The organism is Rhodococcus sp. NPDC060084 (assembly GCF_042730335.1).
In the GTDB taxonomy this organism is placed as follows: Bacteria; Actinomycetota; Actinomycetes; order Mycobacteriales; family Mycobacteriaceae; genus Rhodococcus.
In genome coordinates this window covers 1-22977 of record NZ_JBHWWX010000052.1, presented here as the reverse complement: position 1 = coordinate 22977, position 22977 = coordinate 1, and the positions used below count along the sequence as shown (strand labels likewise).

The 22977-nt window shown below is 65.7% G+C and carries 21 protein-coding genes; 11 read left to right on the top strand and 10 right to left on the bottom strand.

The window, feature by feature from the left end:
* Both ACFWBU_RS19595 and ACFWBU_RS19590 read left to right on the top strand, forming a co-directional pair.
* Window positions 1-1416: FadD3 family acyl-CoA ligase (locus tag ACFWBU_RS19595; RefSeq protein ID WP_378529027.1), on the top strand; the 1416-nt coding region annotated here is incomplete at its 5' end.
* Between the two features lie 43 nt (window positions 1417-1459).
* On the top strand, window positions 1460-1747 hold the full coding sequence (locus tag ACFWBU_RS19590; protein WP_169622056.1) for a DUF3263 domain-containing protein: 288 nt from the start codon (window positions 1460-1462) through the stop codon (window positions 1745-1747).
* 39 nt (window positions 1748-1786) lie between these two features.
* Here ACFWBU_RS19590 and ACFWBU_RS19585 read toward each other — a convergent pair whose 3' ends face one another.
* From ACFWBU_RS19585 to ACFWBU_RS19540, 10 genes are all read right to left on the bottom strand, one after another.
* Complete coding sequence (locus tag ACFWBU_RS19585; RefSeq protein ID WP_378529025.1) at window positions 1787-3280, bottom strand: MFS transporter; 1494 nt, start codon at window positions 3278-3280, stop codon at window positions 1787-1789.
* Window positions 3281-3307: 27 nt separating this feature from the next.
* Entirely contained in the window at window positions 3308-4426 is a 1119-nt protein-coding gene (locus tag ACFWBU_RS19580) for an ABC transporter ATP-binding protein (RefSeq protein WP_169622054.1), read from the bottom strand.
* The gene (locus tag ACFWBU_RS19575) at window positions 4416-5354 is read right to left on the bottom strand and encodes an ABC transporter ATP-binding protein (RefSeq protein ID WP_296550713.1); all 939 of its coding nucleotides are present in this window, start codon (window positions 5352-5354) and stop codon (window positions 4416-4418) included. The genes ACFWBU_RS19580 and ACFWBU_RS19575 overlap by 11 nt, the downstream gene beginning before the upstream one ends.
* Window positions 5355-5456: 102 nt before the next feature.
* Window positions 5457-7040: an ABC transporter substrate-binding protein gene (locus ACFWBU_RS19570; protein WP_169622052.1), complete on the bottom strand. Its 1584-nt coding sequence runs from the start codon at window positions 7038-7040 to the stop codon at window positions 5457-5459.
* A gap of 51 nt (window positions 7041-7091) precedes the next feature.
* Window positions 7092-7994, bottom strand: coding sequence for an ABC transporter permease (locus ACFWBU_RS19565; RefSeq protein WP_169622051.1), 903 nt, complete (start codon window positions 7992-7994; stop codon window positions 7092-7094).
* Complete coding sequence (locus ACFWBU_RS19560; RefSeq protein WP_169622050.1) at window positions 7991-8944, bottom strand: ABC transporter permease; 954 nt, start codon at window positions 8942-8944, stop codon at window positions 7991-7993. The genes ACFWBU_RS19565 and ACFWBU_RS19560 overlap by 4 nt, the downstream gene beginning before the upstream one ends.
* A gap of 279 nt (window positions 8945-9223) precedes the next feature.
* Entirely contained in the window at window positions 9224-10384 is a 1161-nt protein-coding gene (locus ACFWBU_RS19555) for a thiolase family protein (RefSeq protein WP_169622049.1), read from the bottom strand.
* The gene (locus ACFWBU_RS19550) at window positions 10381-11574 is read right to left on the bottom strand and encodes an OB-fold domain-containing protein (protein WP_169622048.1); all 1194 of its coding nucleotides are present in this window, start codon (window positions 11572-11574) and stop codon (window positions 10381-10383) included. The genes ACFWBU_RS19555 and ACFWBU_RS19550 overlap by 4 nt, the downstream gene beginning before the upstream one ends.
* 16 nt (window positions 11575-11590) lie before the next feature.
* Window positions 11591-12796 carry a CoA transferase gene (locus ACFWBU_RS19545; protein WP_169651531.1) on the bottom strand — a complete coding sequence of 402 codons (1206 nt, stop codon included), beginning with the start codon at window positions 12794-12796 and terminating at the stop codon, window positions 11591-11593.
* A complete protein-coding gene (locus ACFWBU_RS19540; protein ID WP_169622046.1) occupies window positions 12793-14289 on the bottom strand; it encodes an aldehyde dehydrogenase family protein in 1497 nt (498 codons plus the stop codon). Before ACFWBU_RS19540 ends, ACFWBU_RS19545 begins: the two co-directional genes overlap by 4 nt.
* Window positions 14290-14505: 216 nt before the next feature.
* Between ACFWBU_RS19540 and ACFWBU_RS19535 the strand changes: the two genes are divergently transcribed.
* From ACFWBU_RS19535 to ACFWBU_RS19495, 9 genes are all read left to right on the top strand, one after another.
* Window positions 14506-15315, top strand: a complete 810-nt coding sequence (locus ACFWBU_RS19535) for a TauD/TfdA family dioxygenase (protein ID WP_169622045.1) — start codon at window positions 14506-14508, stop codon at window positions 15313-15315.
* Window positions 15312-16016, top strand: coding sequence for an SDR family NAD(P)-dependent oxidoreductase (locus ACFWBU_RS19530; protein WP_169622191.1), 705 nt, complete (start codon window positions 15312-15314; stop codon window positions 16014-16016). Before ACFWBU_RS19535 ends, ACFWBU_RS19530 begins: the two co-directional genes overlap by 4 nt.
* 82 nt (window positions 16017-16098) lie before the next feature.
* Window positions 16099-16959, top strand: a complete 861-nt coding sequence (locus ACFWBU_RS19525; protein WP_169651533.1) for a mycofactocin-coupled SDR family oxidoreductase — start codon at window positions 16099-16101, stop codon at window positions 16957-16959.
* A gap of 85 nt (window positions 16960-17044) precedes the next feature.
* On the top strand, window positions 17045-17236 hold the full coding sequence (locus tag ACFWBU_RS19520; RefSeq protein WP_169622043.1) for a ferredoxin: 192 nt from the start codon (window positions 17045-17047) through the stop codon (window positions 17234-17236).
* A gap of 49 nt (window positions 17237-17285) precedes the next feature.
* Window positions 17286-18632, top strand: a complete 1347-nt coding sequence (locus ACFWBU_RS19515; protein WP_169622042.1) for a cytochrome P450 — start codon at window positions 17286-17288, stop codon at window positions 18630-18632.
* 29 nt (window positions 18633-18661) lie between these two features.
* Window positions 18662-20362 carry an OB-fold domain-containing protein gene (locus tag ACFWBU_RS19510; protein ID WP_169651606.1) on the top strand — a complete coding sequence of 567 codons (1701 nt, stop codon included), beginning with the start codon at window positions 18662-18664 and terminating at the stop codon, window positions 20360-20362.
* Entirely contained in the window at window positions 20362-21297 is a 936-nt protein-coding gene (locus ACFWBU_RS19505) for an alpha/beta hydrolase (RefSeq protein ID WP_296550711.1), read from the top strand. Before ACFWBU_RS19510 ends, ACFWBU_RS19505 begins: the two co-directional genes overlap by 1 nt.
* 28 nt (window positions 21298-21325) lie before the next feature.
* Window positions 21326-22144 (top strand): NAD(P)-dependent oxidoreductase, encoded by an 819-nt coding sequence (locus ACFWBU_RS19500; protein ID WP_378529023.1) that lies wholly within the window; start codon window positions 21326-21328, stop codon window positions 22142-22144.
* Window positions 22141-22935, top strand: a complete 795-nt coding sequence (locus ACFWBU_RS19495) for an NAD(P)-dependent oxidoreductase (RefSeq protein ID WP_169622039.1) — start codon at window positions 22141-22143, stop codon at window positions 22933-22935. The genes ACFWBU_RS19500 and ACFWBU_RS19495 overlap by 4 nt, the downstream gene beginning before the upstream one ends.
* The last annotated feature ends 42 nt before the right edge of the window (window positions 22936-22977 follow it).

The following is a 22977-nucleotide window of genomic DNA, read 5'->3' as shown; positions in this document are numbered from 1 at the left end:
ACCCCCCCCTTTTGGGCCACCACACGGCACTCCGGCTTCGGCGATGCCGAAGCGGTCGTCGACGGGGACCTCCGGCTCACCTTCACCGAGCTCACCGCCCGCATCCGCCGGGCCGCAGGAGCATTCGCCGCGGCCGGCATCGACAAGGGTGACCGGGTAGCGATCTGGGCCCCCAACTCCGCAGAATGGATCGTCGCGGCCTTCGGGCTGCTCGCGGCGGGCGGAATCCTCGTCCCCGTCAACACGCGCTACAAAGAGGATGAGGCCGGCGACATCATCCGCCGAAGCGGAGCGAAGGTCGTGCTCGTCCAGAACGGCTTCCTCGGTACCGAATTCCGGACGCCGGCAGGAGTGCCTACGTTCGATATGAGGTCGGGATTCCTGGAGAGCGGAAATCCCTTCGCCCGCAGGCTGAGCGGCAACGATATCGCCGACATCATGTACACCTCGGGAACCACCGGACGTCCCAAGGGCGTCATGATGAACCACACCCAGACTCTCCGGATGTTCTCGGAGTGGTGCGACCTCGCCGATCTCCGCAAGGGCGACAAATATATGGTCGTCAACCCCTTCTTCCACATGTTCGGCTACAAAGCCGGCCTGATCGCGTCGATGGTCCGGGGCGCCACCGTACTCCCGGTGCCCGTTCTCGATGTCGACAGAGTTCTCGAACTGGTCGAACGCGAACGGGTCACCGTACTTCCGGGCCCACCGACGCTCTACCAGTCCCTTCTGGCCGCACAGGGCACACGGGACCTCTCGTCGTTGCGTGCAGCGGTGACCGGGTCGGCAGACATCCCCGTCGATCTGATCCGGCGTATCAGCAACGAACTGCCGTTTCGAACCATCATGACCGGGTACGGGCTGAGCGAAGCCGGTACGGCCACCGCATCCCGGCCCGGCGACACTTTCGAACAAATCGCCACTACGGTCGGGATTCCTTGTGAGGGAATAGAAGTCCGCATTGCGGACGACGGAGAAGTGCTCATCCGTGGCTACAATGTCATGCAGGGCTATTTCGACGATCCGGAGGCAACCTCGGAAGCTGTCGACCTCGAAGGCTGGTTGCATACCGGAGATCTCGGGACGCTGGACGACGACGGCCGCCTGCGGATCGTCGGCCGAAAGAAAGACATGTTCATAGTCGGTGGCTTCAATGCATATCCCGCGGAAATCGAGGGGTTTCTGCTCGAACACCCGGCCGTCGACCAGGTCGCCGTGATCGGTATCCCGGATGAGCGCCTCGGACAGGTCGCAAAGGCATTCGTCGTGTCGGCGAATCCGGTACCGCCGGAGGAGTTGCTCGCCTGGAGCCGGGAGCGAATGGCCGGGTTCAAGGCCCCTCGGGCCATCGAGTATCTCGAAGCCCTGCCACTGAACGCGACAGGCAAAGTCATGAAGGACCAATTGCGTTGATGCGCAGTGCATCCACACCCCCACAATAGAAGGAGACGGCGCGATGACCGATGAAGCTGCACTACTCGCCTTCGCCGTAAAGTGGCGCCACTGGAACGGCGGGCCCGACGAAGACATCTTCGTCACCTTCGGGATATCCCCCGAGGACTATTTCCATCGGCTACGCAGGCTCCTGACCAAACACCGCTGGAACCGGCTCGACCCGCAGGTCCTCACGGACCTCGTCCGGATCTGCGACGACCGCCTCAGCACGATCGATATCCGGTCCGGCGACCGGGCGCGACCGCGTCGCGTGTCGTCGGAGCATCCCCTCAGTAAGCTCTCTGCCTGACAAGTCCCTCTGCCTGACAAGTTCCTCTGCTCGACGCACTCACCGTGCGGACGCTGTCCCCGGGCCGGTGACCGCGGAGCGCGACGAGGCATCGGCCGGCGACTGTGCCGCGATGCCGGGAACCGGGGTCTCCGTACCGCCGGGTTGCGCTCCGCGGATCGCCACGGTGGCGAGCGCCGCGAGAAGTGCCGCGGCGCCACCGATCAGCATGCCCACGAGGAATCCGTTCTCGGTGGGAATCGTGTTGCCTGCGAACATGATGCTCATCTGTGCCAGGACAACTCCTGCGACCGCTGCGGATACCGTACTGCCCAGCGAACGCAGCAACGTGTTGACGCTGTTCGCGGACGAGACCTCCGTCAGCGGCACCGCTCCCATGAGCAGAGTCGGAATTGCACCGTAGGCCAGCCCGATTCCCGCAGCGATGCAACAGGTGATCACCAGCAGTCCCCAGGTCGATCCCATCATGAACAGCGACGAACCGTATGCCGCGGCCATCATCAGGCAACCGGTGCAGAGCGTCGTCCGGGGACCACGCGCGGTCGTGAGGCGTGCGCCCGGTGGTGAGATCACCATCATCAGCAGGCCGGCGGGCGCACACCAGAGTCCCATGACGATCATCGATTGCCCCAGGCCGTATCCCGTGGACTCGGGCAGCACCCGGATCTGAGGGACGAGCAAGGCCTGGAAGTACATCGAGAAGCCGATCAGGATGGTGACGATATTGGTCACGAGCACCCGGTTGCCCATCGCCACCCGGAGGTCCACCAGAGGACTGTCGGCTCGAAGCTCCCAACGTCCCCAGCCGAGAAGCACCACGATGGACACCGCGAGCAGCGTCAAGGTCAGTCCCGCGGTCCATCCCCAGTCACCGCCTTTGGACACCGCGAGCAACAGGCATACCAGTGCCACCGACAGACCGAACGCGCCGAATCCGTCGAACTTGCCCCTGTGCTCGTTCGCCGGTGTGTCCCGTACGACCCATGCGATGAGGATCGCCATCACCACGCTGAGGATTCCGACTCCCCAGAACAACATTCGCCAGCTCGTGGTCTGCGCGACGATTGCGGCGACCGGAAGTCCGAGTGCTCCGCCGATGCCCAGCGACGAACTCATCAGTGCGATCGCCGATCCCAGGCGCTCGGGAGAGACCAGCGAGCGCAGTGCGCTGATACCGAGCGGAACGATGCCGAATCCTGCGCCCTGCAGTGCGCGTCCGACGAGCATGGGTTCCAGGCTCGACGACATCGCACACAGGAACGACCCGAGGATCAGCGGCACCGTGCACAGCAGCAGGATCCGTCGTGCGCCGTACATGTCGCCCAGCCGGCCGGTCACGGGGGTGGCGACCGCTCCGGACAACAAGGTCACCGTGACGACCCAGGACGCATTCGCGGGACTTGTTCCGAGTAGTTCCGGCAAGTCGACGAGGAGCGGAATCACCAACGTGGACATCAGCGTGGTGACGATTCCGGCAAAGACCAGCACCCAGATGGTCGGACCGGTCCGGACGGCCGGCACTACGGCATTCACAGGCGCCCGGTGCTCCGGGAACCACCGTCACCCATCGGCGTTCACCAGTTCGGTGTCGCCCGTTTCGGTGTCGCCCCTTTCGGTGTCCCCCGTTTCGATCTCCACGGCTTCCGTCTCGGCAGGTTCGGACTCCACCGTCTCGAAAAGGTTCTTCCGTCCCGTGACCGACGGCAACGGGAAGTGGCACGCCGCAAACTGTCCCGGCCGTACCTCCCGCATCTCGGGTTCTTCCTCGGCGCAACGATCCTGGGCCTTCGGGCAGCGGGTCCTGAACCGGCATCCCGTCGGAGGCGCAAGGGGCGACGGTACGTCGCCCGCCAGAGCCGGCCCTGCAAACGCTTTCTCGGGATCGGTCAGGGGAACCGAATCGAGTAGGGCGCGCGTGTACGGATGAGCGGGATCATCGTAGATCTCGATCGAATCACCGAATTCACACACCTTGCCGAGGTACATGACCATCACGTTGTCGCTGACGGTGCGTACCACCCCGAGATCGTGGGCGATGAACACCACCGTCAGAGCGAACTTCGTCTTCAGTTCCTCGATGAGGTTGAGGATCTGCGCTTGCACCGAAACGTCCAGGGCCGACACAGGTTCATCGCAAATGAGGAGCCTCGGCTCGAGCGCGAGCGCCCGCGCGATCGCCACGCGCTGCGCCTGTCCCCCGGACAACTGCCGTGGGAGCACGTTCGCGAATCGGTCGCCCGGGAGACCGACCTGCTCGAGAACCGACGCCGAGGCCTTCTCGCGTGACTCGGACGACGCGCCCGCAATGGTCATCCCCTCGACCACGATGTCCTTGACGGCGCGGCGGGGATTGAGCGAGGACACCGGGTCCTGGAAGATCATCTGCATATCCCGGCGGAGCGAACGCATGTGCTTTTCGCTCGCACCCTCGATCCACTCTTCTCCGAAGCGGATTCGCCCCGACGTCACCCGGTCGAGCCGGAGGACGGCGCGGCCGGTCGTCGACTTGCCGCATCCCGATTCGCCGACGATTCCCAGCGTCTCGCCGGCCAGTACGTCGAAGCTGATCTTCGACACCGCCTGTACGGTGCCGGCATCCGTCGGGTACTCCACCACGAGATCCTGAACACTGAGCAGGGCCTCTTCGCCCCGCAGATGAGCGGTACCACTACCCGCCATGCGATTCACCTCCGGATACAGCGCCGACCGCCGGAACGACGGGACGCAGACATGCGACCTCATGGTCGATACCGACCGATTCGAGACCGATCGGCGCGACGGTGCACTCGTCCGCAACATGGGTGCAGCGCGGCGCGAATCGGCACCCCTGAGGCGGATCGGTGGGATCGGGCAGCGACCCCTCGATCAGGCGCAGCGGTGCGTGCCGCTCGTGATCGATCGTCGGTGTCGCCCCCAGGAGCGCGTGGGTGTAGCGATGCATCGGCGCATCGAACACCTCTCGGGTGGATCCCACCTCCGCGAGCCGTCCCGCGTACATCACCGCCACGCGGTCCGTGCGACCGGCGACGACGGCGAGGTCGTGGCTGATGAGCATCATCGACATGTCCCGGTCGCGTTGGACGCGGCGGAGCAGGTCCAGGATCTGCCGTTGCACGGTGACGTCGAGGGCGGTGGTCGGCTCGTCCGCGATGAGCAGATCCGGTTCACATGCCAGCGCGATCGCGAGCATCACGCGCTGGCGCATACCGCCGGACATCTCGTGGGGATAGTTGCCCAGCCGTCGTTCGGGGTCCGGAACGCCTACTTCTTCGAGAAGCTTCAACGCTCGGGTCCGCGCTTCGGACCGGCTCACCCCGAGATGCCGCCGCATCCCCTCGGTGAGCTGACGCTCGACCTTGACCACCGGGTTGAGCGAACGCCCCGGGTCCTGGAAAACCATGGCGATCTGGTTTCCCCAGATCTCCAGCTTCTCCTTCTTCGTCAGGGACAGCAGGTCACGGCCCCTGAACGTCACGTGGCCGGATCGACCCGAACGCGGAGGCATGAGCCCCATGATCGCGCGGGCCATCACCGATTTGCCGGAGCCGGACTCGCCGACGATACCCAGCGCCTGTCCGGAATCCAGGTCGAGCGACACGTCGTCCACTGCACGGACGGTGCCACGCGGCGTACCGATGTAGGCACGTAGATTTCTCACTTCGAGAAGCGGCTGAGCATTCACGGCGAGCCGGCCCTTTCCTCGTGTCGGCTAGTTACTGATCCAGAACTCTTCGGGAAGAGGAGACCCGAGTGTGTAAATCTGTGCGCCGTGCAGGTTCTTGCCGAAGGTCACCGACGGCAACGCCCGGACGTACCAGAGACCCACCACCGTGTCGGCGATGATCTGCTGTGCCTCGTCGTACGCCGCTTTGCGCTCCTCGGCGGTCTGGCCGAACCGGCCCCGCTCGAGCGCGGCGTCGAGTTCCGGATTGTTCACGCCCATGAAGTTTCCGCTCGACTGCGAGTCGAACGCCATGGTCAGCGCGTAATCCGGATCCTGGGTGATCGTGGACGAGACGAGCATGTCGAAGTCGCGGGCACCCGCACGTGCTGTCACCGCGGGGAAATCGGCTACCTCGACCTTCATCTCCACATTCTGGAATGCACTGAGCTGAGCCTGGATTGCCTCACCCAGCACGCGACTCTCGCTTGTCGGGTAGGACAGGAAGGTGAACGACACCGGCTTGCCCTCCGCGGCGAGCTCATCGAAGAGACGCTGTGCCTCGGCGGCATCCGTCGTGCTCAAGGGGATATCGGCGTAGTACGGGGAATCCTCGGGGAACAAGGTCTTCGGCACTTCGCCCTCACCGTTGTAGACCACGGTGTTCACGGCGTCGAGATCGACAGCGAGCGACACGGCACGTCGTGCCCGGGCGTCGTCGAACGGTGCGCGGCGTTGATTCATACCGGCGAACTGGCCACCACCGGTCGACGCGACAAGGTACTGCAGGCCGGCGGCCTCGGCCTTGTTGATGTTGGTCCAGCTCGTCTCCGTGGTGAGGTCGGCCCCACCGGTGGTCATCGCGTTGGAACGCTGGTTGGCGTCGGCCACGGTGCGAATCACAAGCTTGTCGAGATAGGGCTTCGGTGCGTCCCAGTACCCGGCGTTCTTCTCGAGCTCGATCGAGTCCTGACGCGTCCAGCTCACGAGCGTGAAAGGTCCTGCTCCGACGGGATTCTCGTCGAATGCCGCAGCGCCCTTCTCGAGTGCGGCCGGGGATGCGATCCAGTTGAGTGCGCCGGCAACGAGCGCCTGGCCGAACTGGGGGTTCGGCTCGACCATCGTCACACGCATCGTCGTCGGGTCGACCACCTCGGTCGATTCGATCTGCACAGCCTGCCGGATCGTTGTGGATCCCAGTGCGGGGTCCTTGAGCCGGTCCCAATTGAACTTCACGGCCGCGGCGTCGAGCGGGCTACCGTCGCTGAACGCGAGGTCGGGCCGCAACGCCAGCGTGAAGGTCTTTCCGCCGTCGGCAGTCGAGAAGTCGGTCGCCATCTTGTACTCGAGTTCGAGCGTGTCGTTGGCCGTGACCATCAACGTGCCGTAGAGGGCATTGCCGAGAGTGGGCTGGTGGGCCCAGGTGTTGGACAGCGCCGCGGGGTCGAGCGAGCGCGGTTCACCCATCTGCAGGATGCGTCCGGTACCACCGGCTACGGGGTCGCCCGCGTCCACGGTGCTCTGGGCGGCGTTGGAAGCGGAAGCGGAATCGCCGCTCCCACATGCCCCCAGCACCAGTGCGGCAGAGCATGCGGCCGCGAACGCGGCCACCAGACGTCTGTGTCGTATCATTCTCGACCTCTCATGTGGAAAATGTTCGAATACAACCGGTTCGAGGCCAACTCAGTCGTGCAGCGTCCGGTCGTACTTGGTGCGGAGGTGGTCGCCTACCTGATTGAGAGCGAACACCGTGAAGAAGATGACAAGGGCTGGCACGAACACCAGGTGCGGGGACGTCGCGATGGCGTCCTTACCGTCGTTGATCATGCCGCCCCAACTGGGCTGGGGTGGTGGAATGCCCAGCCCGAGGAAGCTCAGAGAACCCTCGGCGACGATCAGGGCAGCGATCACGATCGGCATGTACGACGCCAGCGGGGCGAGAACGTTCGGCATGATCTCTCGAAAGAGAATGCGCCCGTTCCCCGCACCCATGTTCTTTGCCGCTCTGACGAATTCGCGTGAGGACCACGCCAGGGTGTTGGCCCGGGACAACCGGATGAACGACGGAATCGCCAGCAAGCCGAGCCCGAAGAGCATCGTCTGGACGCTCGGAGTCAGGATCGACGCCAGGGCGAGAAGCAGGATGAGCGGCGGAAACGCGAGCATGGCGTCGGCGACGAGCGAGATCACGGCGTCGACACGCTTGCCGAAGTATCCCGCGATCATCCCGAACAGCGAGCCGACGACGAAGCCGACTGTGCCGGCGACGGCACCGATCACGAGCGACACCTGGGCGCCGTAGACGACACGCGAGAGCAGGGACCGTCCGAGCGTGTCGGTTCCGAGGAGCGTGTCCAGCGAACCGAAGCCGGGTGGCGTGCGGGGCGGACCGATCGGGATGTTGTACGGAGCGAGGGGCAGGAGCCCGGCGAAGACCGCCGCACCGATGATGATCACCAGCCACGCGATCGACAGGTACACCAGAATCGACCGGGTCTTCTTGACCGCGGGTACATCCGGAAGTTTCGTGGCTACCTCGTCGACGGGGCGCCCGTCGTCCTTCTTCTCCAACGCGACCTGGGTCATGCTCCGACCACCTTCCTGACCCGCGGGTCGATCACTTGGTAGCTGAGATCGACAAGGGTGTTGATTCCCACGTAGACGACCGCGATGAACACCACGATGCCCTGGACCATGATCACGTCACGCGACGTGATGGACGACGCAACGAGTTGCCCCAGACCCGGGAGCCCGAACAATGTTTCGACGATGACCGTGCCTCCGATGAGGCGGCCGAGGTTGATGCCCGCGACGGTGATCAGCGAGAAGGACGAGGGGCGCAGCGCGTGCCGGAACATCACGTACCAGGACGGCATTCCCTTGGCCCGGGCCGCGGCGACGAAATCCTCACGCAGCGTGCCGATGAGATCGGTGCGGAGCAGACGGTGGAATGCCGCGATCTCCGTGAGCGCGATCGCCAGCGCCGGCAGCAGAGCGCCACGCAGGTTCTCACCGAGTCCTTCCTCGATCCGGGACCATCCCATCACCGGGAAGATGTTGAGCTGAATCGCGAGGAAGTAGATCAATACCGGGCCGGCGATGAAGGCCGGCACCGACAGGAAGACCGCCGACAGCGCGTTCATCCCGCGGTCCACCTTGCTACCCGGGCGCGACGCCGAAACCACGCCCATGACGAGCGCGACGAGGAGAGCGATGATCAAGCCCATAGCGGCGAGTTGCAGCGTCACCGGAAGTCGCTCACCGATGGCCTCGCTGACCGATTGCCCTGTCAGCGGCGATGTTCCGAGATCACCGCGCACCGCATCGGCGAGCCATCCCGTGTACTGCGCCCAGAACGGCTGGTCGAGGCCGAGCTTGGCGTCCATCGCGGCGACAGCCTCGGGTGTTGCATTCTCGCCCAGGATGACCTGTGCGACAGATCCCGGAGCAAGACCGAGCAGCGCGACAACCGCGATCGTCACCAGAAGGACGACCAGCAGGCTGCGGCCCACTTTCTTCGAAATCGTGAGAATCATCCACACTCAACTTTCATCGTGCTGCCGGAGCCGTGGGACGCGGCGACACAGAACAAGACCCACCCGAGCACTCCATGTGATGACCCACACATTAAGTCTTGTTTGTGAGCACGGCAATACGGATTCACTAGAAAGGTGAATGGTGTGCAAAGAATACAGAACGGCAATCTTGCAGTGCTGCAACATATTCGGCCGACACACGTCGAAGCGAGACAGTCGTGCAACGTCGAACAGCCCACACCCACGTGGCGTGGGCGCGGGCTGTCCGGGTGGCAGAGATTATCGAGTTGCGGGCCCCTCCAGAATCGTCACGGCGGCAACCGCTGTCGGACCTCCGACATTGTGCGCAAGTCCGATTCGCGCTCCATCGACCTGATTGACGGCCTGTCCCCGTAGTTGCTCGAAGAGTTCGACACACTGCGCCACCCCCGACGCGCCGGGTGGGTGACCCTTCGTATTGAGACCCCCACTGGGGTTCACGGGAAGGGAACCGCCGATATCGGTGGCCCCGGACTCCAGCAACTTGAACGCTTCGAATTTCTCCGCGAAACCGAGATCCTCGTAACTGATGAGTTCGATGCCGGTGAAGTAGTCGTGGACCTCCGCGACGTCCACGTCCGCCGGACCGAGCCCCGCCGCGGCGAACGCCTGCTTCGCGGCACGCCGAGTCGCCGGCAGCGTGGTGAGATCCCCTTTGTGCTGGTGCATCACGGAGTCGAGGCCGAGTCCGGTACCGCGGATCCACACAGGACGGTCCGTGAAGCGATCGACCACGTCGTCCGCGACGAGGATGAGCGCGGCGGCACCGTCGCTCTGAGGCGCGCAGTCGTAGACCCCGAACGGCGTGACCGTGGTGTCCGCGGCGAGCACTTCTTCCACCGTCAGTTCGAAACGCCGGCAGGCCTTCGGATTGGTCATTCCGTTGCGATGGTTCTTCACGGCCACCATCGCCATGTGCTCACGGGTGGCAGGGGACTCGTACAGGTAGCGCCGGACGTGGAGTGCGAAGCCCGCTTGGGCGAGACCGAGGGGGTAGTCCCACGCCATGTCCCGGGTCATCGCCTCCCATTCCCACAACATGCCCTTCGACGCCGTCTCCCGGATCTTGTCGGCACCCATGACGAGGGCGATGTCGTACGCTCCCGAGGCGATCCCGAACATCGCGTTGCGGATCGTGTCGTGCCCGGTGGCACAGGAATTCTCGACGCGCGTGACCGGCAGTTCCGGCAACCCGAGCGTGTCCGCCAGGATGCCGGACGGAAATCCGTCCGTGGTGCCCATCGAGCCGAACCACGCGGCCTGCAGGTCGGACTTGTCGATCCCCTTGTCGACGCTCGCGGCGCATTCGGAGTACGCCATCGGGAGCAGATCCCGCATACCCAGCGCAAAGTGCTCGGCGAACGGGGTCATTCCTGCGCCGACGATTGCGACGTTTCTCATGCCGCCTCCTCCGCATCCGTACCGACATCGTCGGGCTCGAACGCATAGCCGTAATCCGGGACGCCCGACCGCACAGCGACCCGGCGCAACACCAGCCTGCCGCGGTCACCGATGTCGGCCGTGCCGGCTTCGGCTCCGGTAACCCGCACCAGCGCGCGGACTCCGACGTCGTCGAGTTCGACGACGACCAGCGAATAGGGCGTACTCAGGCCCGGAACCGGGATGTGCACGGTGACCTCGGTGTACACCGTCCCGGTCCGGGGAAGATCGACGAGTAGATACCCGGTGTTCAGCGTTCCGTCGGCGTCGACGCGGTAGCGGGGCGGAAAGTCGAGAGTCTCACTGTCCGCGAAACGACCTGCCTCCCAGCGGACTTTCGCCTCGAATGCTCGTTCGTACGCGGCCAGGGAGATCGGAATCTCCCCTTCGGCGGTACTGATGGAGGCCGGTCTCGGCCGAGGCGGCCGTTCCCGCCGGTTCACCTGTACCGCCCCGTCGGCGACCGTCAGCCCCGACAGGCTTGCCTGCTCCACGCCGACCAGTGGCCCGGTGATGCCGGCTTCGGCCATGGCCGCGAGGGCGAACAGACCCGAACTCGCCCCTGTGGTGGGCAGGTCCAGCCTCCGCGTCGCCGCGAGACGGCCGGTTTCCGACGACGTCACCCCGGCCACGATCGCGGGGGACTCCACCCACGCCGTCGACAGCGAGGCGAGGTAGCCGCGCTTCGCGAGCAGCCGCGGATCGCCGTAGTCGTGGATGTCGCCGGACGCACTCCGTGTCCGCACCGGCAGGCTGCGCGAGACCCGTGCAGCCGTGCGAACCTGCAGACCGCGATCGGACGTCAGTACCGCTGCGGCCCCGGCAGGTTCGATATCGACGCCGATCACGAGCGTGCGGGGGCGAGCCGATCCCAGAGCGTCGAGTGCGGCCGGTGCGCCACCGAGACGCTCGGTCACCTCGAGCTCGGGGTCGAGTCCGAGCCCCGCGAGCAGGACCGCCGCATTGCTGCTCTCCATCAGCGGCAGGTCCCGGCTCACGACGACCACGTACTCGGCGGATCCGCCCGCTTCGAGTGCGGCACGACCGGCCTCGACGGCGAGGGTGACGGCATCCTCGTCGTCACCGGCGACCCTGCTGTCCGACGATCCCCAGCAGGGCAGATACGTTCCGATCGAAGCGATGTAGGGCATGATCCCTCCTTGCGAACTAGGTGACTGCGCCCGCGGTCTTGAGTTCGATGATGCGTTCCCAGTCCAGCCCGAGTTCGAGGAGAATCTCCTCGGTCTGGGCAGCGAACTCGGGCGCCGGGCCACTTTCGGGAGCGGCGACGTCGAACTGCACGGGATTGGATACGAGTTCGAGTTCCCCTGCCTTGATGAGGTACTCGTTCGCCCGGACCTGGGGGTCGCTCACCACCTGGAGCGAGTCCTGGATCGGCGCCCACGGCCCCGAAAGGGTGCCGAAACGCTGAGTCCAGTCGCTGAGCGGCTTGCTGCCGATGACCTCACGGAGGATCGCGACCGCCTCGGCGGTGTTCTCACCGATCGCCTCCGCATTCGCGAAGCGCGGATCGTCGATCAGGTCCGGCCGGTCGATGTGCCGGCACACGTCGGCCCAGAAGCGACCGGGCTGGAGCATCACGAACGACACGTACCGGCCGTCGGCCGTCCCGTACACACCGGACAACGGGTTACGCGGTGATCCGTGCCCGCCGGCCTTCGGCGCCTCCATGTGCACGCCGAGGTGCGCCGACAGCGCGATCGTGTGGCCCATGGCCCACACGCCGCTGCTCAGGAGCGAGACGTCGACCACGGACGGCTCACCCGTTCGTTCACGCTTGAACAGCGCTGCGGCGATCCCACCGGCGAGGTTGGTGCCGGAGATGGTGTCGCCGAACGCGGGTCCGGGAGGAGCGATCATCCCTTCCGTTCCGGCCGGGGTGAGGGTCGCGGCGACACCGGCGCGGGCCCAGAAGGCCGTCATGTCGTAGCCACCCTTGTCGGATTCGATACCGCGAGGCCCGAGTGCGCTGCCGCGCGCGTAGACGATCTTCGGGTTCACCGCACGGATGTCGTCGACATCGATGCTCAGCTTGGTACGTACCCTCGGCAGGAAACTCGTGAGGAAGACGTCGGCGCCGCGTACGAGGTCGAGCAGCACTTCGCGGCCTTCGGGAATCGAGATGTCCAGTCCGAGACTGCGCTTGCCTCGATTGGCGTGCTCGACGTTCGGGTTCGGGTCGCCCTCGACGCGCATGGTGCCGGTCTGACGGAGGCCGCGCTGCGGGTCGCCGGTGACCGCATGCTCGATCTTGATGACGTCGGCGCCCCATTCGGCGAGCACCGCGCCCGCCGAGGGGACGAAGCCGTACATCGCGACCTCGACGACACGCACTCCTTCGAGCGGCCTCACTTGACCACCACCGAGAATGCCTTCAGCTGCTGGAACTCGGCCAGGCCCGCGGCGCCCATCTCGCGACCGATACCGGACTGCTTGTAACCGCCGAACGGGACGTCGGGGCTGAAGTAGTTGCCGCCGTTGACACTGAAGGTGCCGGTCCGGATGCGACGCCCGATGGCGATGCCTCGCTCGTCGTCCGCGCTGAGCACGCCACCCGAGAGCCCGTACTTGGAGTTGTTGGCGATCTCGACGGCGTGGTCGTCGTCGTCGAACGGGATGACGGCCAGGACCGGTCCGAAGACCTCTTCCTGCGCGATCTCGCTGTCGGGGTCCACGTTTGCGAGCAGGGTCGGCTTGTAGAACCAGCCCGGATCCACCTTCTCGCCGCCGGTGACGAGGGTCGCGCCCTCGTCGACGGCGCGCTTGACCATGGCGTCGATCTTTTCGCGCTGCTTCTCGCTGATGACCGGGCCCATGTAGATCTTCGGGTCCGACGGATCACCGAACGGCACGTGCTGCATGACACCGGCGACGTGCGCGACGATCTCGTCGTGCTTCGACCGCGGCACGAGCAGGCGAGTGGTGAGGGCACAGCCCTGGCCCGCGTGCGAGCAGATGCTGAAGGCCGCGAACTGGGCGGCGGTGGCGACGTCCGCGTCGTCGAGCACGATGAGTGCCGATTTGCCGCCGAGTTCGAGGAAGACCCGCTTGAGGGAGTCGGCTGCCGCCGCCATGATCTTCTTGCCGACCGGCGTCGAGCCGGTGAAGGTGACCACGTCGACGTCCGGGTGGGTGGTCATCAGTTCGCCGGGAGCGATCTGCGACGACGACAGGATGTTCACCACGCCCGCGGGGATGTCGGTGTGGTTGGCGATGACCTCGGCGAGTGCCTGCGTGACGAGCGGGGTGTCCGGTGCGCCCTTGAGCACCACCGTGCAGCCTGCGGCGAGCGCGGCCGGCAGCTTCGCCATCGCCAGCTGTGTCGGGTAGTTGTAGGCGACGATCGCCGCGACGACGCCGGCGGCTTCCTTCTCGACCCAGCGACGGTGGGGCTGTCCGCGGAACTCGACCTCACCGAGTTCTTCCGTGAACGGTGTGTTCCGGAGGAGTTCGGCGTAGTACTTGACGATCTCGATCGGGGCATCGAGCTGGTTGCCGTGGGTCAGGATGCGCGGCGCACCCACCTCCGCGATGGTCAGCTCGCGCAGCTCCTCGACGTTGTCGCGCAGGGCTTGGTAGAGCTGGTCGAGGCACTTGGCGCGGAATTCGACGTCGGTCGACCACGTGGTCGTGTCGAACGCACGACGTGCCGCCTTGATCGCGGCTTCCGCTTCCTCCACCCCGGCGTCGGGAGCGTGGCCGACGATGTCGCCGGTCGCAGGGTTGTAGGACGCGAACGTGCGATCGGTGGTGACCAGCTCGCCGTCGATGAGCAGGCGCTTCGTCACACCGTTCGAGGTTGCGCCGTCGGCCACAGCGGTCGACCCGTTGTCCTGCACTGACATTCCGTCTCCTCACATGGATGAAAACATCATTCTCTTCAATGAGAATTATTCGCTCTGTTAGGGAGAACTCTAGCAACCGGCCAGCCGCGAAGATAGACCGAAAGTGATTTGCGCCACGAGCCCCACCTCGGATTCGCTGTCGTGGCGGCGTTCCTCGGGTCTTGCGACCTGCAATTGCGCGAGAGTATGGTTCTCGCATCCGGAAGGGAGATTCTTGTGATTCAGACTACAGCCCTCAGTCCGTCGTTGGGCGTAGAAGTGACCGGCTTGGACAGCCTCGACGACGACACCGTCGTTGCGCAGCTGCTCGAAGCACTCAAGTGGAGGGGCGTCCTGCTGGTCCGGGGGCTGAACCTCGACGACGACGCCCAGCTGGCCTTCAGCCGCAAGCTCGGCAAGGTCGTGACACCGGCACCGGGACAGGAGATCTTCACCGTCTCGCTGGACCCGGCCAAGACTCCGTCGGCCGAGTACCTCAAGGGCACGTTCCACTGGCACATCGACGACACCACCAACGAGGTGCCCGCCAAAGCCACCACCCTCACGGCCCGGCACGTGGCGATGGTCGGCGGTGGCACCGAATTCGCCAGCACGTACGCGGCCTACGAGAATCTCCCCGAGCAGGAGAAGAAGCGCTACGAGGGGTTGCGCGTCGTGCACAGCTTCGAAGCCGCTCAGCGTCTCGTCCATCCGGACCCGCCGGAAGAGATGGTCGCCCGGTGGCGCGCACTGAAACCCCACGAGTCCTCACTCGTGTGGGAACGTCGCGACGGCCGGCGGTCGCTGGTCATCGGAGCCACCGCCGATCACATCGTCGGGATGCGCCCCGAAGAAAGCCGCGAACTCCTCGACGAACTGCTCGCGTGGACGACGCAGGAACGCTTCTGCTATTCGCACGAATGGGCCGTCGGTGACCTCGTGGTGTGGGACAACACCGGAATGCTGCACCGCGCCCTTCCCTACGATCCGTCGTCCGAGCGCCTGATGCGCCGCACCACCATCGTCGGGGACGAGGCATGGGCATGAGGACAGCCGTCGTCACCGGAGGCAGTTCCGGAATCGGGCGCGCCATCGCCGAACGCTTGCGCAAGGACGGCCATCGGGTCGCCGTACTCGATCTCAACCCCACCGGGGACGAGTTCGAGTACAAGGTCGACGTGTCCGACCGTGAGCAGGTCGAGGCCGCGTTCGCCGAGATCCGCGCGGAACTCGGACCCGTCACGATCCTCGTCAACGGCGCGGGACTCGAGCTGTACAAGCGCTTTCAGAACATCGACTACGACACCTGGCAGAAGGTCGTCGCGGTGAATCTCGGAGGCGTGTTCCACTGCGTCCAGGCCGCGTTGCCCGACATGATCGAGGCCGGATGGGGACGCATCGTCAACATCTCGTCGTCGAGCGCGCAGTCGGGCCAGCAGTTCATGTCCGCCTACGTCTCGTCCAAGGCAGCGGTCAACGGCCTCACGAAATCCCTCGCGCTCGAATACGGGCCCAGCGGCATCACCGTCAATGCCGTACCGCCGGGCTTCGTGGACACTCCGATGCTGCGCCGCTCCGAGGAGAAGGGGCTGCTCGGCGGAACCATCGAAGACCACATCCAGCGCACACCGGTCCGGCGGGCAGGACGCCCCGAGGACATCGCCGCCGCATGTTCCTTCCTGATCTCGGAAGAGGCCGGCTACATCACCGGGCAGATCCTCGGGGTCAACGGCGGACGCAACACCTAGAACACCCACTCCGGCCCCTCGAGGTGCCGGTTCCGCTCGGCCGGAACCCTCCCGGCCGATACCCCTCCGAAAGGATTCTCCCGTGGGACGTGTTGAAGGCAAGGTCGCGTTTATCACCGGCGCAGCTCGTGGTCAAGGCCGTAGTCACGCAGTCAAACTCGCATCCGAAGGCGCCGACATCATCGCTGTCGACATCTGCCGGAACATCGATTCGATGGGGTACGCCATGGCGACCCCGGAAGATCTCGAAGAGACCGTCCGGCTCGTCGAGAAGGAAGGCCGGCGCATCGTCGCCGTCCAGGCCGACGTGCGTGAGGCCGCGCAGGTGAAAGCCGCCCTGGAGCAGGGGCTGGCCGAGTTCGGCAAGGTCGACATCGTCGTCGCGCAGGCCGGTGTCGCCGGTATGAAGGGCGAGCCGCAGACCCAGGCGTGGGCCGATGTCGTCGACACCAACCTGGTCGGCACGCTCAACGCGATCCACGCCGCGCTTCCGCATCTCGCCGAGGGTGGCTCGATCATCGCCACCGGTTCCACTGCCGCCCTGATGGACGTGTCCAAGGTCGACGTACCGGGCAAGGACCTCGGCGGCGTCGCCTACGTCTTCTCCAAGCGTGCCATCGCCCAGCTGGTTCACGAACTGGCGACCCATCTGGCACCCCGCAAGATCCGCGTCAACGCGCTGCATCCCACGAACTGCAACACCGAGATGCTGCAGAGCGAGCCCATGTACCGGTCGTTCCGCCCGGACCTCGAGCACCCGACCCGCGCGGACGCCGAGCCTGTGTTCGGTGTCCAGCAGGCCATGCCGATTCCGTACATCGAGCCCGAGGACTCCAGCAACATGGTGCTCTTCCTCGCGTCCGACGAGTCGCGCTACGTCACGGGCATGCAGATGCGCGTCGACGGTGGCGGGTACCTGAAGTGGTACGACTTCCACATCTGACCGTCACAGTGCGCGGGACTTTCCCCGGTGGTCGTGGGAATATCCGGGCGCCAACCAATTTCAACCGCAACCGGGAGGAAATATCGTGAAGGTGAAGGTCGATCCCGAGCGCTGCCAAGGGCACACCCTGTGCGCCATGGCGGCACCGGAGGTATTCGAACTGAGCGAAATCGACGGTCACGCCACAGCCGTCGTCGAGGAAGTGCCCGCCCACCTCGAGGAGAACGTGCGGGAAGCCGCGCGGTCGTGCCCCGAGCAGGCCATCCAGATCTCCTGACCATCAACGTTTCGAACAGTCCGTCCATCGAAGCGTCAGAGAGGAAACCATGAGTGTCGACGACGTCGTTGCCGACAATTCCCACCGGACCCCGGTCTTCAATTTCGACCGGCACGCCGCCGACTACCGCGAGAACTTCCTGCCGATCACGGAGGAAATGCAGTCGAAGTGCCCCATGGCATGGTCGGACACCCACGGAGGCCACTGGGTCGCCGCGGGTAGCGACGAGGTGTTCAACATCGTCCGTTCACCCAATGTCTCGAACGACCACGACATCAAGGGCGTTCGTCGCGGGTACAAGGGCATCATGATCCCGACCGCCGAGCGCGCCTCCGGCGTGCGCGGCGGAATTCTCGAAATGGACGACCCGGAGCACCGCGAATTCCGGGCACTCCTCAACCCGTATCTCTCCCCTGCTGCGATCCAGAAGTGGATCCCGATCATCGACGAGGTCGTGCAGGCCGCCCTCGACGAGAAGATCGAGAGCGGCCGAATCGATTTCGTCGACGACCTCGCGAACGTCGTGCCGGCCGTCATCACGCTGGCGATGCTCGGCATCCCGATCAAGAAGTGGGAGGTCTACTGCGAGCCGGTCCACGCGGCCATCTACACCCCGCCGGATTCCCCCGACATCGCACGCATCGGTGAGCTTCACCGCAACATGGGTATCGACCTGCTCACCAACCTGTTCGAGATCCGGGAGAAGCCTCGCCCGGGCCTGATCAACGCGATCGCCGACGTCGAGGTGCTCGGCGAGAAGCCCGACGACATGGAGTTGCTGGGCATCCTCAGCCTGCTCATCGGCGGCGGCTTCGACACCACCACCGCGCTGACCGCGCACGCACTCGAATGGCTCGGGGAGAACCCCACCGAGCGCACGCGTCTCAGCGACGAACGCGACGCCCTGCTCGACAGCGCCACCGAGGAGTTCCTGCGCTACTTCTCTCCGACGCCCGGTGACGGACGCACCTTCTCTGCGGACTGCGAGTTCAGCGGCGCGCAGGTCAAGGAAGGCGAACGTGTCTGGCTGTCGTGGGCGATGGCCAACCGCGATCCGGCCCTGTTCGACGAGCCCAACTCGGTGGACATCGAGCGTAAGGGCAACCGGCACTTCAGTTTCGGACTGGGTGTGCACCGCTGCATCGGGTCGAACCTGGCACGGACGGTGTTCAAGCGGATGTTGATCGCCGTGTTCGATCGCATGCCGGATTACACATGCGATGCGGAGAACACGGTTCACTACGACTCGATCGGAGTCATCCAGGGCATGCGGCATCTGCCCGCAACGTTCACGCCGGGCAAGCGGATCGGCCCCGGCCTCGACGCGACCCTGGAAAAGTTGCAGGTCCTGATCGATGAACAGGAACTCGCAGCACCCATCACGGCAAAAAAGTAAGGATGCTCGGGTAAGTGGCTGACACAGCGGTGGTCGATCAGGAATCAGGGAACGCAGGGACACAGGACACGCCGGCGAAAGCGTCCGGACGTCCCCTCCCCCAGCTGACCCTGGAAAACAAGTTCTTCTGGAAATCAGGCGCGGACGGCCTGCTGCGGATACAGGAATGCGAGTCGTGCTCGGCTCTCATCCATCCTCCTCAGCCGATCTGCCGCTACTGCCGGGGGAAACAGATGGGGGTGCGCGTCGTCTCGGGTTACGCCACCCTCATCGGATTCACGGTCAACCACCGCTTCGGTCTGCCCGGGCTCCCTACGCCGTTCGTCATCGCGCAGGTCGCACTCGAGGAAGACCCCCGGGTGCGGCTCACGACCAACACGGTGGAATGCGATGCCGAGCAACTCGAGCTCGGCATGCGCATGGAAGTCGTGTTCGAAGCCGACGGCGACGTCTGGCTTCCGTTCTTCCGCCCGGTAGCGGAGCAGGGTCCCCCTGCTCCCCTGCCGACGGACGAGATCGAACCGGACCAGATCCGGTTCCACATCCGTCCCCCTGTCACTCAGGACAAGTTCGAGGACAAAGTCGCCATCAGCGGCGTCGGCATGTCCGACATCGGACGCCGCATGATGGTCAATCCGATCGCCCTCACCATCGAGGCCTGTGAGCGCGCCGTGGCCGACGCCGGCCTGACGATGGACGACATCGACGGCCTGTCGACCTACCCGGGTGCCGGCCCCCTGGTCGGGTTCGGCGAAGGCGGCATCGGCGCGCTCGAGTCCGCGCTCGGCCTGCGCCCCACCTGGTTCAACGGTGGGCTCGAAACCCCCGGTCCCAGCGGCTCGGTGATCGCCGCGATGCTCGCCGTGGCGAGTGGGCTCGCACGCCACGTGCTCTGCTACCGGACACTGTGGGAGTCGACCTACAGCGAAATGATGCGCTCGGGCGACATCACCCCGTCCGGTGGACGCACCACGAGCTGGATGATGCCCTTCGGTGCCAGCTCCGCGGCACACACACTCGCCCAGAACGCCCAGCGGCATTTCCATCGCTACGGGACGACGCGCGAGACCCTCGGCTGGATCGCGTTGAACCAGCGGGCGAACGCAGCACTCAACCCGACCGCGATCTACCGCGACCCGATGACCATGGACGACTACCTGTCCGCACGCCCGGTCACCACGCCGTTCGGGCTCTACGACTGCGACGTCCCGTGCGACGGTGCCGTCGCGGTCATCGTCTCCGCGGCCGAAACGACACGCGATCTCGCCCGTCCCGCCATCCGCGTCGAAGCGGTCGGGACCCAAATCGTCGAGCGCATCGAGTGGGACCAGAGCACCCTCACGCACGAACCGCAGGTCCTCGGGCCCGCAGCGCACCTGTGGACACGCACCTCGCTCCGTCCGGAGGACGTCGACGTCGCGGAGTTGTACGACGGCTTCAGCTTCAACGCCCTGTCCTGGATCGAAGCACTGGGCTTCTGCGGGATCGGCGAAGCGAAGGACTTCCTCGACGGAGGAAAGAACATCGCGCGCGACGGCATCCTCCCGCTCAACACGCACGGCGGCCAGCTCTCGCACGGCCGCACCCACGGCATGGGCCTCGTCCACGAAGCGGTCACACAGTTGCGCGGCGAAGCGGGCGACCGCCAGGTTCGCGATGCGCGTGTCGCCGTCGTCAGCAGCGGCGGGCTCACCCCGGGCAGCGCGATGCTGCTCCGGAGCGAGTCGTGATGGCCGCTCACCCCCGCACCTCACCGATCGAGGAGGCCCGCGTCGACGGCGCGGGAGGCGTCTCACCCGTCTCTCGCGTCGTCGATGTCGAGGGCATCCCGATGTCCGGCCTCCTCATCGAGGCGGATGCACCCCGTGCCGTGATCGTCGCGCTGCACGGTGGTGCCGCCCGGTCCGTGTACTGGGATTGCCCCGACCATCCGGAACTGTCGCTGATGAGAGAGGCGGTGGCGCAGGGATTCACCGTGCTGGCGCTCGACCGTCCGGGTTACGGGTCTTCCCGCCCGCATCACGAGGGCATGTCCGAACCCGCTCGCCGGGTGGAGCTTGCGTTTGCGGCGATCGACGCTTTCCTCGGCTCGGGATCGCGCGGTGCCGGTGTGTTCCTCTGGGGACATTCCGTCGGCAGCGAGTTGACGATGCGGATGGCAGTCGACGATCGCAACGGCGACATCCTCGGCCTCGAACTGTCGGGCACCGGACGCGAGCATCACGCGCTCGCGGCCGACATCTTCGGCACCAAGGATCGGTACGCGAACGCCCGCGGCGTCGGCGAACTGCTCTGGACCCCGGCCGATCTCTACCCGGCCGACATCATCGGCGGCGCGAAGATCGCGTCGTCCACCCCGGCGTACGAGGGCGTCGTGACGGCGTCCTGGCCCCAGGAGAACTTCCCTGCACTCGCCGCAGAGGTCCGGGTACCGGTGCACTTCACCGCGGCCGAGCACGAAAAGGTCTGGCGCAACGACCCGTCCGCTCTCGACGACGTTGCGGCGATGTTCACGGAGGCACCCCGCGTTCAGGTGCAGGTAGAGCCGTCGGGTGGACACAACCTGAGCATCGGTTACGCCGCACCCGCCTACCACCGTCGCGTGATCTCGTTCCTCGAGGAGTGCATCGAGGGCCGCACCCGGCCGGCGGATTTCAGGTCATGACCACCACGAACGGTAAGGAGGTTCGGTGATGCGTGTCGGATTCATCGGGCTCGGAAGTCAGGGCGGGCCGATGGCCCGCCGTATCGTCGAAGCAGGTTTCGAGACCACACTGTGGGCTCGCCGGTCCGCGTCCCTCGAACCGTACGCCGACACTGCCGCCACCTACGCCGAGTCACCGGCGAAGCTCGCGGCCGTGAGCGACCTGGTGTGCCTGTGCGTGGTCGGTGACGACGACGTCCGGCAGATCGTCGCCGGGGAGAACGGGCTCCTCGAAGGACTCCGTGAAGGCGCCGTGATCGCGATCCACAGCACGATCCACCCGGATACCTGCAGGGAACTCGCCGAGATCGCCGGCACACGCGGTGTTTCGGTCGTCGACGCGCCGGTCAGCGGCGGCGGAATGGGCGCGGCCGCAGGCACTCTGCTCGTCATGGTCGGAGGCGATGCCGAGACCGTCGAGAAGTGCCGTCCGGTGTTCTCGACCTACGGCAACCCTGTCGTGCATCTCGGCGAAGTGGGAGCGGGCCAGGTCACCAAGCTCCTCAACAACCTGTTGTTCACCGCGAACCTGTCCGCCGCGGCAAGCACCCTCGAACTCGGTGCGGCCCTCGGGATCGATTCGGCGCGCCTGGGTGAGGTCGTCGCGAACGGCACCGCGAACAGCTTCGCCCTCGGACGCGTGGTGTCGGCAGGCGGGACACTCGACCGTATCGCGCAGCACGCGGGTGAACTTCTGCGCAAGGATGTGCGGCACATCGCGGAGATCGCCGACACAGCCGGCGTCACCCCCGGCGCCGCGCTGACCGCAGCCGACGCCACCCTCGAGATGATGGAGTATCCGCGGTGACCACAGTGCATTTCGTCGGCGCGGGCCGCATGGGCCTGCCCATGGTGGGGCGTCTCGTCTCGAACGGCCACGACGTGCGGGCTCTGGCGCGCAACGAGGAGACCCGATCGGCTCTCGAGTCGGCCGGGGCCCGGCCGGTGGCGGACATCTCCGACATCGGCGACGGCGCCGACATCGTCGCGGTCTGCGTCTTCACCGACGCCCAAGTCCGGCAGGTATGCCTCGACGACGGAGTGCTCGCTCGTATGCCACAGGGCTCGACCCTGATCGTCCACACGACGATCAGCCCTCGTTCCATCGAGACGTTGACCGCCGAGGCGGCCCCGTACGGGGTATCGGTCGTCGACGCTGCGGTCAGCGGTGGACCGCACGACATCGCGGCGGGTGCGCTGACCTTGTTCGTCGGTGGCCCGGACGAGGCCGTCTCTGCCGTGACGCCGGTGCTGAAGAGTTATGGTGACCCGGTCATCCACGTCGGACCCAGCGGCAGTGGCCAGCGGGTCAAGCTGGTCAACAATGCCTTGTTCGCGGCGGAGATCGGCCTGATGGCGGAGGCGGCAGAACTCGGCCGCCGGCTCGGCCTCGACGAGAAATCGCTCTTCGAGGCACTTCCGCACGCGAGTTCGTCGTGCAAAGTCATGGGCAACATCGCGATGCGCGGTTCCGTCGCGGAGTTCCGCAGCGCTGTCGGCGAGTTCCTGTCGAAAGACATTGCCGTCGTGCGTGCGACCGTCGCCGAACTCGGAGCCGACCTGGGCGTGCTCGACACCGCGATCGACGCGCGTACGTAAGTCGCGGCCCCGGACGCCGGGGCGACGCACTCGGTGCGTAGC

Coding starts and splice junctions, on each gene's coding strand:
- ACFWBU_RS19515 (WP_169622042.1), top strand. CDS start 17,286: ATGAGTGTCGACGACGTCGTTGCCGACAATTCCCACCGGACCCCGGTC.
- ACFWBU_RS19580 (WP_169622054.1), bottom strand. CDS start 4,426: ATGGCGGGTAGTGGTACCGCTCATCTGCGGGGCGAAGAGGCCCTGCTC.
- ACFWBU_RS19530 (WP_169622191.1), top strand. CDS start 15,312: ATGAGGACAGCCGTCGTCACCGGAGGCAGTTCCGGAATCGGGCGCGCC.
- ACFWBU_RS19560 (WP_169622050.1), bottom strand. CDS start 8,944: ATGATTCTCACGATTTCGAAGAAAGTGGGCCGCAGCCTGCTGGTCGTC.
- ACFWBU_RS19590 (WP_169622056.1), top strand. CDS start 1,460: ATGACCGATGAAGCTGCACTACTCGCCTTCGCCGTAAAGTGGCGCCAC.
- ACFWBU_RS19555 (WP_169622049.1), bottom strand. CDS start 10,384: ATGAGAAACGTCGCAATCGTCGGCGCAGGAATGACCCCGTTCGCCGAG.
- ACFWBU_RS19565 (WP_169622051.1), bottom strand. CDS start 7,994: ATGACCCAGGTCGCGTTGGAGAAGAAGGACGACGGGCGCCCCGTCGAC.
- ACFWBU_RS19540 (WP_169622046.1), bottom strand. CDS start 14,289: ATGTCAGTGCAGGACAACGGGTCGACCGCTGTGGCCGACGGCGCAACC.
- ACFWBU_RS19550 (WP_169622048.1), bottom strand. CDS start 11,574: ATGCCCTACATCGCTTCGATCGGAACGTATCTGCCCTGCTGGGGATCG.
- ACFWBU_RS19500 (WP_378529023.1), top strand. CDS start 21,326: ATGCGTGTCGGATTCATCGGGCTCGGAAGTCAGGGCGGGCCGATGGCC.
- ACFWBU_RS19505 (WP_296550711.1), top strand. CDS start 20,362: ATGGCCGCTCACCCCCGCACCTCACCGATCGAGGAGGCCCGCGTCGAC.
- ACFWBU_RS19570 (WP_169622052.1), bottom strand. CDS start 7,040: ATGATACGACACAGACGTCTGGTGGCCGCGTTCGCGGCCGCATGCTCT.